Source organism: Serratia sp. CY71090 (assembly GCF_052166845.1).
In the GTDB taxonomy this organism is placed as follows: domain Bacteria; phylum Pseudomonadota; class Gammaproteobacteria; order Enterobacterales; family Enterobacteriaceae; genus Serratia; species Serratia nematodiphila.
Window position 1 is genome coordinate 1 of record NZ_JBJNOA010000018.1, and the last position, 11507, is coordinate 11507.

Consider the following 11507-nt stretch of genomic DNA (forward strand, 5'->3'; position numbering starts at 1 on the left):
CCCCCCCCCCCCCCCCCCCCCCCCCCCCCCCCCCCCCCCCCCCCACCTGCGGCCGGTAGCGATCGAAATGCGACTCGAAATACACCACCTCGCCCAACGAACCGTCGTTCAGCAGCGCCTTAAGGGTAAGGAAATCGCTGTCCCAGCGACGGTTGTGGAACACCGACAGCAGTAAACCGCTCTGCTGCGCCTGCTGTTGCAGCGCCTGTGCTTGTGACAGCGTCACGGTAAATGGTTTATCCACCACCACGTGCTTGCCGGCGGCCAGCGCCTGTTGCGCCAGCGGGAAATGGGTATCGTTGGGGGTGGGAATTACGATCAGATCGAGGGCCGGATCGGCGAACAGCGCTTGCGCATCCCCCACGACCGTCATCGACGGCCAGTCGGCGTGCACTTTGCCGGCATCGCTGCTGGAAACGGCGGCCAGTTCCAGCCCCGGCGTACCGGCGATTAGCGGCGCATGAAAGGTTTTACCGGCGTAGCCGTAACCGACCAGCCCGACACGAATTTTTTCAGCCATGGGATTTCCTCTTGCAGGCTCACGACAGACCCTTTCGATTTGACACCATGCGGCCGGATGGAACAAGAAGTAAATGAGATGTTAATTTGAAGCGAGGCCGGAGTAGCCAAACGTGCGGCCTGGCGTCGCGATGCCGAGCTATCCGCTTGATAGAGATGACGAAGCCTATATTACCCGCTAAGCTATGCCGCCTGTGATCCCCGATTCAATCAGGAAGCCGTTTTATGTCTCAAGCTGAATACTCTCGTATCGGCGGTTGGTTGCTGGCCCCGCTGGCCTATCTGATCGTTACCCTGCTCAGCGCCAGCCTGATGCTGCTCCTGTACGCCATGGCGATCTTCATGCCCGAGTCGCGCGACTATCTGTTGACCAACGCCCAGGCGTTTACCCTGCAATGGTACTTTTCGGTGCTGACCACGCTCTTGATGTGGGGCTTTACCCTGTGGCTGGTGTTTCTGTTCTGCCAGCGATCGCAGCGCTTCCCTAAACTGTTCCTGCTGTGGCTGCTGATCACGGTGATCCTGGCGGTGAAAGCCTTCGCCTTCGCGCCGGTGCCGGACGAAGTGGCGGTGCGCAGCCTCGGCTGGCCGCTGCTGATGGCGGCGTTGCTGGTGCCTTACATCAAGCGTTCGCAGCGGGTCAAAGGCACCTTTACCGAACGTTAAAGGCGGTTGCAGCACGTTTTATCGGGTATTTTGTGTAAATTTTCGCCAAAAAAGGCAATACCCCTGCGATTCATATGTTGTCGTCCGGCCGCCGATTCCCGATAATAAGCGGCTTTTATTTTTTTAGGCATCGCAATGACCGAATACCTGCTCCTGTTTGTCGGCACCGTACTGGTGAACAACTTCGTTCTGGTGAAGTTTCTTGGCCTGTGCCCGTTCCTCGGCGTTTCCAAGAAGCTGGAAAGCGCCATCGGCATGGGAATGGCCACCACCTTCGTCATGACGCTGGCCTCCGTCAGCGCCTGGGTGATCAACACCTTTATTCTGGTTCCGCTGGATCTGGTGTATCTGCGCACGCTCTCCTTCATTCTGGTGATCGCCGTCGTCGTGCAGTTCACCGAGATGGTAGTGCGCAAAACCAGCCCGGCGCTCTACCGCCTGCTGGGCATCTTCCTGCCGCTGATCACCACCAACTGTGCGGTGCTGGGCGTGGCGCTGCTTAACGTCAACCTCGGCTACAACTTCCTGCAGTCCGCCGTTTACGGCTTTAGCGCCGCCGCCGGTTTCTCGCTGGTGATGGTGCTGTTCGCCGCCATTCGCGAACGTCTGGCGGTCGCCGACGTGCCGGCGCCGTTCCGCGGCTCCTCGATCGCGCTGATCACCGCCGGGCTGATGTCGCTGGCCTTTATGGGCTTTACCGGGCTGGTGAAATTCTAATGACTGCGTTGTGGATAGCTATCGCGGCTCTAAGCGCGCTCGGGCTGCTGTTCGGACTGGTGCTGGGCTACGCTGCGCGCCGTTTTGAGGTGGAAGAGGATCCGGTCGCCGAGCAGGTCGATGCGATCCTGCCGCAGAGCCAGTGCGGCCAGTGCGGCTACCCCGGCTGTCGCCCCTATGCCGAGGCGGTGGCCAACGGCGAGATGATCAACAAATGCGCGCCGGGCGGCGAACAGGTGATGCTGAAACTGGCGGAGCTGCTCAACGTAGAACCGCAGCCGCTGGGCAGCGAAGCCGCCGCCGAGCCGGAGCGTAAAGTGGCCTATATCGACGAGGCCAACTGCATCGGCTGCACCAAGTGCATTCAGGCCTGCCCGGTGGATGCCATCGTCGGCGCCACCCGCGCCATGCACACCGTCATCACCGACCTCTGTACCGGCTGCGATCTGTGCGTCGCCCCTTGCCCTACCGACTGTATTGAAATGAGAGCGGTCGCTACCACCACCGCCAACTGGAAGTGGGACATGAAGACGATCCCGGTGCAAGTGATCCACGTGGAGCAACATGCTTAATCTGTTCGCCGCCTTTAAAAAAGACCGGATCTGGGATTTCGACGGCGGGATCCATCCACCGGAAATGAAAACGCAGTCCAGCGGTGCGCCGCTGCGTGTCGCGCCCCTGCCCAAGACCTTTATCATTCCGCTGCAACAGCATCTGGGGCCGGAAGGCGAGCTGTGCGTCAGCGCCGGCGATCGGGTGTTGAAAGGCCAGCCGCTGACCGTCGGCCGCGGCCGCACCGTGCCGGTGCACGCCCCGACCTCGGGCACCGTCAGCGCCATTACGCCGCACATCACCGCGCACCCGTCCGGGCTGACGGAGCTGTGCGTGATTATCGAGGCAGACGGGGAAGACCGCTGGTGCGAGCGCGATCCGGTGGCGGACTATCGCCAATCGCCCGCCGCGGAACTGATTCAACGTATTCATCAGGCCGGCATCGCCGGCCTGGGCGGCGCAGGTTTCCCGACCGCCAGCAAACTGCAAGGCGGCATGAGCGGCGTGGAAACGCTGATCCTCAACGCCGCCGAGTGTGAGCCTTACATTACCGCCGACGACCGTCTGATGCAGGAACATGCCGCTCAGATCATTGAAGGCACGCAGATCCTGCAACACATTCTGCAACCCAAGCTCACGCTGATCGGCATCGAAGACAATAAACCGGAGGCAATCGCGGCGCTGAAACAGGCGTTGCGCGGCCAGCCCGGCATTGCGCTGCGCGTCATCCCGACCAAATACCCATCCGGCGGCGCCAAGCAGCTGACCAAAATTTTGACCGGCAAGGAAGTGCCGCACGGTAAGCACTCCTCCGCTATCGGCGTATTGATGCAAAACGTCGGCACCGCTTTCGCCATCAAGCGAGCGATCGTCGACGGCGAACCGCTGATTGAGCGCGTAGTGACCCTGACCGGCGAGGCGATCGAGCGCCCCGGCAATCTGTGGGCTCGCATCGGCACGCCGGTGCAGCACCTGCTCGACTTCGTCGGTTTCCGCCCGCAGGCGCAGCAGATGGTGGTCATGGGCGGCCCGCTGATGGGCTTCACCCTGCCCGCGCTGAACGTGCCGATCGTCAAGATCAGCAACTGCATTCTGGCACCGACGGTGGATGAAATGACGCCGCAGGAACCGGAGCAGTCCTGCATCCGCTGCGGCCTGTGCGTAGACGCTTGCCCTGCCGGGCTGCTGCCGCAACAGCTGTATTGGTTCAGCCGCGGGCAGGAGCACGACAAGGCGCGCAACCATAACCTGTTCGACTGCATCGAATGCGGTGCCTGCGCGTTCGTCTGCCCCAGCAATATCCCGCTGGTACAGTACTACCGGCAGGAAAAGGCCGAAATCAAGGCTATCGATCTGGAAGCGGCGCGCACCGCCGAGGCCAAGGCGCGTTACGAGGCCAAGCTGGCGCGTCTGGAGCGTGAAAAACTGGCGCGTGAAGAGCGACATAAAAAGGCCGCCGTCAAACTGACCGACGACGATCAGGGCGCAGTGCAGGCCGCGCTGGCGCGCGTGCGCAGCAAGAATGCCGAAGCGGCGGTTACGCCGGTCAACGGCCAGCAGCCGGACAACAGCGAGATGATCGCCGCCCGCGAAGCGCGTAAAGCGCAGGCGCGCGAACGTCGTGCCCAGCTGGCTGCCGAGGTGGAAACGGAAGCGCCACCGGCGACCGCCGGCGACGACGCGCGTAAAGCCGCCGTGGCCGCGGCGCTGGCCCGCGTGAAAGCGCGCAAAGAGGCGCCGGCCGCAGACAGCTCCGCCCCGGCGGCAACAGAGGACGATCCGCGTAAAGCGGCAGTCGCGGCGGCACTGGCGCGCGTAAAAGCCAAGAAAGCGGCGCAGCAGGCGGATGCTCCTGCATCGGCGGAACCGTCGCCGGCTGCCGCCGAAGAAGATCCGCGCAAGGCGGCGGTCGCGGCGGCACTGGCGCGCGTGAAGGCCAAAAAGGCAGAGCAGCAGGCTGATGCCCCTGCGCCGGCGGAAACGACGCCGGCTGCCGCCGAAGAAGATCCGCGCAAAGCGGCGGTCGCGGCGGCACTGGCGCGCGTAAAAGCCAAGAAAGCGGCACAGCAGGCGGATGCCCCTGCGCCGGCGGAACCGGCGCCGGCTGCAGCCGAAGAAGATCCGCGCAAGGCGGCGGTCGCGGCGGCACTGGCGCGCGTAAAAGCCAAGAAAGCGGCACAGCAGGCGGATGCCCCTGCATCGGCGGAACCGGCGCCAGCTGCAGCCGAAGAAGATCCGCGCAAGGCGGCGGTCGCGGCGGCTATCGCCCGCGCCAAAGCCAAGAAAGCGGCGCAGCAGGCGGATGCCCCTGCGCCGGCGGAACCGGCGCCGGCTGCAGCCGAAGAAGATCCGCGCAAGGCGGCGGTCGCGGCGGCTATCGCCCGCGCCAAGGCCAAAAAAGCCGCCAGAGAATCGCTGGCGGCGGAAACGGAAGACAAATAATGATAGCGGCGCCTGGCTGACGCCTGGCGCCATTTAATCGATAGAAATCAGGTAGGTGTAATCCACTTCAATCTGACGCAGTTTGGATTCAGGATTCCACTCTTTGGTTTGAATGATCTCCATTTCCATACTGCCACGCACTTTATCCTTCAACCCCGGCATCACATGCGACATCAGGTAGCCGAAAAACTGCAAACACTCTTTCGCCGACCCCTTATGGTTGATAGAGATAAACTCGCGGCTCGGCAAATGGAAGGTGTCTATCTGATGGTTGGAAAGAATATCCTTTCTGTGTTCAGGATCGACCGCCATCACCAGCGTGGATGAGAGCTCGTCGCCCTTCCCGGCATGAGGGGAGTAGATGCTGTAAATCCGCCGACAGTCGACGTGCAGCCCCTTGAAGAAGTCGTTGAAAATCTCATCCTTCATCGCCATGCAGGAAGAGTACTCCAGCTCCTGTTCGGAGGCGAAATCCAGCCGGCGCGTGAAGCCGACCAGCTGCATGTCGGGCAGCGTCAGCCGCTTCACTTCCGGGTAATAACCGGCGCCGTAGCTGGCTTCGAAGTTAAAGCGCGGCATCAGGTTTTTCACGTCCCAGTGCTCCATCGAGCGGTAGCGATTGGGGGTGGTGCCGAAGCGCTGCTTGAACATGCGGGTAAAGGTCTGCTGAGAGTCGAAGCCCAGCTCATCGGAGATGTCGATGATCGAGCGACGAGTAATGCGCAACGCCACCGCGGCGCGCGTCAGGATGCGCGAACGGATATAGGTGGCGAGTTGAATGCCGGTAATACGCTTGAATTTACGCTGCAGATGCCACTTGGAATAGCCCGAAATACGCGCGACTTCATCCAGGTTTGGCCGTTTCTCCAGATGTATCTCCACCCACTCAATTAGCTCTTCAATAAAAAAAATGTCTTCATTTGTCATTATTATGGATTCACTGACTCAATAATGTTCGCGATAGTAACCTACACGGATTATGTGAAAGTTGTTATTTTGTGCGGAAATCTGGAGAAAAATGATATCTCATTCAGACATTTACCCCATTTCCCGCGGTCGATGGCGGCACAAGTTCCACTGACAATTCCTCACGTTAGCCCATTTCCCGGCCAAAAAAAAATCAAATCGCGCCACCCCGATCGCCAGATGTGCGGAAAGCCGAATACCCTTATCATTAAGGCGTATTACCCTCGCATCGAATCAGGTAGAATGCTCGGCTATCATTTTTGCCGCGCCCGCAGTATGGCGCATCGAAACTGCCGCAGGCGCGGCGCAGAAGGTATCGTTACTCTATGAAGTTCAGGCCGGTATCACCCACAGCCGCCAAAGGCTTACACATCGCCAGCTCGCCTTTCACCCACAACCAGCAAAGCACCAGCCGCATTATGCTGTGGGTCATGTTGGCGTGCATTCCCGGCATTGCGGCGCAGATTTGGTTTTTCGGCTACGGCGTGCTGATTCAGGTGGCGCTGGCGGCGATCGTCGCGCTGGCCGCAGAAGGCGCGATCCTCAGGCTGCGCAAGCTGCCGGTGCGCAGCCGGCTGGCGGATAACTCCGCCCTGCTGACCGCGCTGCTGCTTGGCATCAGCCTGCCGCCGCTGGCGCCGTGGTGGATGATCGTCATCGGCACCTTCTTCGCCATCGTTATCGCCAAACAGCTGTATGGCGGCCTCGGGCAGAACCCGTTCAACCCGGCGATGGTCGGTTACGTAGTGCTGCTGATCTCCTTCCCGGTGCAGATGACCAGCTGGCTGCCGCCGGATGAACTGCGCGCCACCGCGCTGTCGCTCCACGACACGCTGCTGGCGATTTTCAGCGGCCATACCGCACAGGGCGCGACGCTGCACGAACTGCAGATGGGCGTGGACGGCATCAGCCAGGCCACGCCGCTCGACGGCTTCAAAACCGGCCTGCGCAGCGGCCACAGCGTGGAACAGGTGTTGCAGCAGCCGCTGTTCGGCGGCGCGCTGGCCGGTATCGGCTGGCAGTGGGTCAACCTCGGTTTCCTGGCCGGCGGCCTGTTTATGCTGGCGCGCCGCCTGATCCATTGGCAAATTCCTTTCAGCATGTTGGCCGCCATCGCCTTCTGTTCCGGTCTGGTCTGGTGGATCGATCCGGCGCATCAGGCTTCGCCGCTGATCCACCTGTTCTCCGGCGCCAGCATGCTGGGTGCGTTCTTTATCGCCACCGATCCGGTCAGCGCCTCCACCACGCCGAAGGGCCGCTTAATCTACGGCGCGCTGATCGGCGTGCTGGTCTGGCTAATCCGCGTCTATGGCGGCTACCCTGATGGCGTGGCCTTCGCCGTGCTGCTCGCCAACATCACCGTCCCGTTAATCGACCACTACACGCAGCCGCGCGTGTACGGCCATCGCTAAGGAGCCGCCATGCTGAATTCCATGAGAAAGCACGGCACCACGCTGGCGGTGTTTGCGGCGGTCACCACCGGCCTGACCGCCGTGGTTTACGCCCTGACGAAAACCACCATCGCCCATCAGGCGGCGCTGCAGCAAAAAGCGCTGCTCGATCAGGTGGTGCCGCCGGAAAACTACGACAACATCATGCAGAACGAATGCCTGCTGGTCAGCGATCCGGCGCTGGGCGACGGCGCGCCGCATCGCTTGTACCTGGCGCGCAAAAACGGGCAGCCGACGGCCGCCGCGCTGGAAACCACCGCGCCGGACGGCTACTCCGGCGCCATCAAGCTGCTGGTCGGCGCCGATTTCAACGGCACGGTGCTCGGCACCCGGGTGATTGAACACCACGAAACGCCTGGGCTGGGTGACAAAATTGAACTGCGCATTTCCGACTGGATTTCCTTCTTCAGCGGCAAGAAAATCGAAGGCCCGGACGATAAGCGCTGGGCGGTGAAGAAAGACGGCGGCATGTTCGACCAATTCACCGGCGCGACCATCACCCCGCGGGCGGTGGTCAATGCGGTGCGCCGCACGGCGTTGTATATGGAAACGCTGCCGCCTAAACTTGAAAGCTTACCTGCGTGTGGAGCCGCTGAATGAGTGAAGCCAAAGAATTGATCGTTCAGGGGTTGTGGAAAAACAACTCCGCCCTGGTGCAGTTGCTGGGCATGTGTCCGTTGCTGGCGGTGACCTCCACCGTCACCAACGCGCTGGGCCTGGGGCTGGCCACCACGCTGGTGCTGACGCTGACCAACGCCTCCATCTCCGCGGTGCGCCGCTGGGTGCCGAGCGAAGTGCGTATTCCGATCTACGTGATGATCATCGCCGCGGTGGTGAGCATCGTGCAGATGCTGATCAACGCCTATGCCTTCGGCCTGTATCAGTCGCTCGGCATCTTTATTCCATTGATCGTGACCAACTGCATCGTGGTCGGCCGCGCCGAAGCGGTGGCCGCCAAGAAGCCGGTCGGCCTCTCGGCGCTGGACGGCATGGCCATTGGCCTTGGCGCCACCGGCGTGATGGTGACGCTGGGCTCGATGCGCGAACTGTTGGGCAACGGTACGCTGTTCGACGGCGCCGACCAACTGCTGGGCGGCTGGGCCAAGTCGCTGCGCATCGAAGTGGTGCATTTCGACAGCCCATTCCTGCTGGCGATGCTGCCGCCGGGCGCCTTTATCGGCCTGGGGCTGCTGCTGGCGGTCAAATATCTGATCGACGAAAAAATGAAGGCGCGCAAAGCCCGCGCCGTGGCGGCGGAACCGCTGCTGGAACAAGGACGTGCTGAGAAGGCCTGATGAACAAGCAGAAGCGACTGGAAATCCTGACCCGGCTGCGCGACAACAACCCGCACCCGACCACCGAGCTGGTGTACACCACCCCGTTTGAACTGCTGATTGCCGTGCTGCTGTCTGCGCAGGCCACCGACGTGAGCGTCAACAAGGCGACCGCCAGACTTTACCCGGTCGCCAACACCCCCGCCGCCATGCTGGCGCTGGGGGTTGATGGCGTCAAGGAGTACATCAAGACCATCGGCCTGTTCAACAGCAAGGCCGAAAACGTGATCAAAACCTGCCGTATGCTGCTGGAGCTGCACGGCGGCGAAGTGCCGGAAGATCGCGCCGCGCTGGAAGCGCTGCCGGGCGTCGGCCGCAAGACCGCCAACGTGGTGCTCAATACCGCCTTCGGCTGGGCGACCATCGCCGTGGACACCCACATCTTCCGGGTGTGCAACCGCACCCACTTCGCGCCGGGCAAGAGCGTCGATCAGGTGGAAGAGAAGCTGTTGAAGGTGGTGCCCGCCGAATTCAAGGTCGATTGCCACCACTGGCTGATCCTGCACGGGCGCTACACCTGCATCGCGCGCAAACCGCGCTGCGGCTCCTGCATCATCGAGGACCTATGCGAGTATAAAGAGAAGGTTTATCCAGAATCCTGAGTCTGACGGGTGCGGCAAACCGCACCCGTCGCCGCCACTCCCCCCGCCAGCGCCTCTTTTTTATCGGAAATGTGATATCGCGCAGCAGTAACCCCGGCGTTATCGCGGTTTTCAGTGAAAAACTCAGTGCCGCGTTATTTTCAAGCGAAAAATTAGTCAAAAATTGCGGTGAACGTCACGCTTTCAGGATCACAAGGCGTTCACAAATGCCAGCCCCGTTTTCCTAAATTTCTATAATTTTACAAAACGCTGCATATGCACAACATTCCAATGGATTAACAACCACACATACACTGATGTGCTAAAAAATAGCAATTCAGCAGAATATATCCCTGTTTAAAATCCGTATAGCTTTTAATCAAAACAAAAAATCGGCAAACCATTAAAACCCGAAAGTTAATACTGCATAACATTTGCAACATCGCAGCATAATCCTGCGAGCGTTAAATGTAACCGAATATGACAAACTGCTTGCCACGTTGACAAAGATAGTGAACATTAACCGCCGTCCCCATCCTATAACAACGCAAAAGGATGCCGTTCCGCATCAACTTTTGTACTTTCCCGTCCTCCAAAGACGGGCTGCGAAAAAACAGAGGTACCAGTGTCAACAGCAAACAACCAACACCCGGAGAGCGTTAGCCTTAACGCGTTCAAACAACCGAAAGCGTTCTACCTGATCTTCTCGATCGAACTGTGGGAGCGTTTCGGCTATTACGGCCTGCAGGGCATCATGGCGGTTTATCTGGTCAAGATGCTCGGCATGAGCGAAGCCGATTCCATCACCCTGTTCTCTTCTTTCAGCGCCCTGGTATACGGCTTCGTCGCCATCGGCGGCTGGCTGGGCGACAAGGTGCTGGGCGCCAAACGCGTGATCGTGCTCGGCGCACTTGTGCTGGCCGCCGGTTACGCCATGGTGGCCTACTCCGGCCACGACATCTTCTGGGTTTACATGGGCATGGCGACCATCGCCGTGGGCAGCGGCCTGTTCAAGGCTAATCCGTCCTCCCTGTTGTCCACCTGCTATGAGAAAGATGACCCGCGCATCGACGGCGCTTTCACCATGTACTACATGTCGGTGAACATCGGTTCCTTCTTCTCCATGCTGGCCACCCCGTGGCTGGCGGCGAAATATGGCTGGAGCGTGGCGTTCTCCCTGAGCGTGGTCGGCATGCTGATCACCCTGGTCAACTTTATGATGTGCCACAAGTGGGTGAAGGAAAACGGCTCCAGACCTGACTTCAAGCCGCTGCATCTGCCGAAGCTGCTGATGGTGCTGGTCGGCATCGTGGCGTTGATCGCCGTGTCCAGCTGGCTGCTGCACAACCAGGTGATCGCGCGCTGGGCGTTGGCCCTCGTTTCCGCCGGTATCGTTCTGGTGTTCGCCAAGGAAACCTTCGCCCTGCACGGCGCCGCACGCCGCAAGATGATCGTCGCCTTCCTGCTGATGCTGGAAGCGGTGGTGTTCTTCGTGCTGTACAGCCAGATGCCAACCTCGCTGAACTTCTTCGCCATCCATAACGTGGAACACAGCATCTTCGGCGTCGCCTTCGAGCCGGAGCAGTATCAGGCGCTGAACCCGTTCTGGATCATGCTCGCCAGCCCGATTCTGGCCGCGCTGTATAACAAAATGGGCGATCGCCTGCCGATGCCGCACAAGTTCGCTTTCGGCATGATCCTCTGCTCCTGCGCCTTCCTGGTGCTGCCATGGGGCGCCAGCTTCGCCAACGAACAGGGCATCGTGTCGGTCAACTGGCTGATCCTGAGCTACGCGCTGCAGAGCATCGGCGAGCTGATGATTTCCGGCCTGGGTCTGGCGATGGTGGCACAGCTGGTGCCACAGCGTCTGATGGGCTTCATCATGGGCTCCTGGTTCCTGACTACCGCCGCCGCCGCGCTGATCGCCGGTAAGGTTGCCGGTCTGACCGCCGTGCCAAGCGACATCAACGACGCGCACGCTTCGCTGGCCATCTACAGCCATGTGTTTATGCAGATCGGCATCGTCACCGCCGTCATCGCTATCCTGATGATGCTGACCGCGCCGAAGCTGTACCGCATGACGCTGGACACCACCGAAGACGCCAATCAGAAATCGCAGGAAGCCACTGCGGCTCGCTGACCGCCGGCGGATTGAGCGTAAGTAAAAGACCACCTCCTGAGGAGGTGGCTTTACACGACGCCCCCTAAAAGGGGGCCATTTTCGAGTTAATCCTGCAACAGCTCCATCTGCTGTTCGATCTCTTGGTCCTTCTTATCCT

General features: G+C 60.5%; 11 protein-coding genes. 9 read left to right on the top strand and 2 right to left on the bottom strand.

The window, feature by feature from the left end; genetic code table 11:
* The coding region (locus ACJ8OK_RS23525) for a Gfo/Idh/MocA family oxidoreductase (RefSeq protein ID WP_442531138.1) at positions 1 to 520 on the bottom strand (520 nt) is incomplete at its 3' end.
* A gap of 224 nt (positions 521 to 744) precedes the next feature.
* On the opposite strand from ACJ8OK_RS23525, the gene ACJ8OK_RS23530 reads away from it, so the two are divergent.
* From ACJ8OK_RS23530 to rsxC, 4 genes are all read left to right on the top strand, one after another.
* Positions 745 to 1185 (top strand): DUF2569 domain-containing protein, encoded by a 441-nt coding sequence (locus ACJ8OK_RS23530; protein WP_004938446.1) that lies wholly within the window; start codon positions 745 to 747, stop codon positions 1183 to 1185.
* Positions 1186 to 1320: 135 nt separating this feature from the next.
* Positions 1321 to 1902: an electron transport complex subunit RsxA gene (gene rsxA / locus ACJ8OK_RS23535; RefSeq protein WP_004938443.1), complete on the top strand. Its 582-nt coding sequence runs from the start codon at positions 1321 to 1323 to the stop codon at positions 1900 to 1902.
* Positions 1902 to 2474, top strand: coding sequence for an electron transport complex subunit RsxB (gene rsxB / locus ACJ8OK_RS23540; RefSeq protein ID WP_442531139.1), 573 nt, complete (start codon positions 1902 to 1904; stop codon positions 2472 to 2474). Before rsxA ends, rsxB begins: the two co-directional genes overlap by 1 nt.
* Positions 2467 to 4896 (top strand): electron transport complex subunit RsxC, encoded by a 2430-nt coding sequence (gene rsxC, locus ACJ8OK_RS23545; RefSeq protein WP_442531140.1) that lies wholly within the window; start codon positions 2467 to 2469, stop codon positions 4894 to 4896. Before rsxB ends, rsxC begins: the two co-directional genes overlap by 8 nt.
* Positions 4897 to 4929: 33 nt before the next feature.
* Here rsxC and ACJ8OK_RS23550 read toward each other — a convergent pair whose 3' ends face one another.
* Positions 4930 to 5823, bottom strand: a complete 894-nt coding sequence (locus ACJ8OK_RS23550; RefSeq protein WP_033633161.1) for a helix-turn-helix domain-containing protein — start codon at positions 5821 to 5823, stop codon at positions 4930 to 4932.
* A gap of 365 nt (positions 5824 to 6188) precedes the next feature.
* Between ACJ8OK_RS23550 and rsxD the strand changes: the two genes are divergently transcribed.
* The 5 genes from rsxD to dtpA all read left to right on the top strand — a co-directional run bounded on the left by rsxD (position 6189) and on the right by dtpA (position 11368).
* Positions 6189 to 7274 carry an electron transport complex subunit RsxD gene (gene rsxD, locus ACJ8OK_RS23555; protein WP_442531142.1) on the top strand — a complete coding sequence of 362 codons (1086 nt, stop codon included), beginning with the start codon at positions 6189 to 6191 and terminating at the stop codon, positions 7272 to 7274.
* 9 nt (positions 7275 to 7283) lie between these two features.
* On the top strand, positions 7284 to 7913 hold the full coding sequence (gene rsxG, locus ACJ8OK_RS23560; protein WP_004938412.1) for an electron transport complex subunit RsxG: 630 nt from the start codon (positions 7284 to 7286) through the stop codon (positions 7911 to 7913).
* Positions 7910 to 8608, top strand: coding sequence for an electron transport complex subunit E (locus ACJ8OK_RS23565; protein WP_004938409.1), 699 nt, complete (start codon positions 7910 to 7912; stop codon positions 8606 to 8608). Before rsxG ends, ACJ8OK_RS23565 begins: the two co-directional genes overlap by 4 nt.
* On the top strand, positions 8608 to 9249 hold the full coding sequence (gene nth, locus ACJ8OK_RS23570; protein ID WP_442531144.1) for an endonuclease III: 642 nt from the start codon (positions 8608 to 8610) through the stop codon (positions 9247 to 9249). Before ACJ8OK_RS23565 ends, nth begins: the two co-directional genes overlap by 1 nt.
* Positions 9250 to 9853: 604 nt before the next feature.
* The gene (gene dtpA, locus ACJ8OK_RS23575; protein WP_442531146.1) at positions 9854 to 11368 is read left to right on the top strand and encodes a dipeptide/tripeptide permease DtpA; all 1515 of its coding nucleotides are present in this window, start codon (positions 9854 to 9856) and stop codon (positions 11366 to 11368) included.
* Positions 11369 to 11507 lie beyond the last annotated feature (139 nt).

Bases quoted from the DNA above. Each gene is read 5' to 3' on its own strand.
- ACJ8OK_RS23530 (WP_004938446.1), top strand. From the start codon at position 745: ATGTCTCAAGCTGAATACTCTCGTATCGGCGGTTGGTTGCTGGCCCCG.
- rsxA (WP_004938443.1), top strand. From the start codon at position 1,321: ATGACCGAATACCTGCTCCTGTTTGTCGGCACCGTACTGGTGAACAAC.
- rsxB (WP_442531139.1), top strand. From the start codon at position 1,902: ATGACTGCGTTGTGGATAGCTATCGCGGCTCTAAGCGCGCTCGGGCTG.
- rsxC (WP_442531140.1), top strand. From the start codon at position 2,467: ATGCTTAATCTGTTCGCCGCCTTTAAAAAAGACCGGATCTGGGATTTC.
- ACJ8OK_RS23550 (WP_033633161.1), bottom strand. From the start codon at position 5,823: ATGACAAATGAAGACATTTTTTTTATTGAAGAGCTAATTGAGTGGGTG.
- rsxD (WP_442531142.1), top strand. From the start codon at position 6,189: ATGAAGTTCAGGCCGGTATCACCCACAGCCGCCAAAGGCTTACACATC.
- rsxG (WP_004938412.1), top strand. From the start codon at position 7,284: ATGCTGAATTCCATGAGAAAGCACGGCACCACGCTGGCGGTGTTTGCG.
- ACJ8OK_RS23565 (WP_004938409.1), top strand. From the start codon at position 7,910: ATGAGTGAAGCCAAAGAATTGATCGTTCAGGGGTTGTGGAAAAACAAC.
- nth (WP_442531144.1), top strand. From the start codon at position 8,608: ATGAACAAGCAGAAGCGACTGGAAATCCTGACCCGGCTGCGCGACAAC.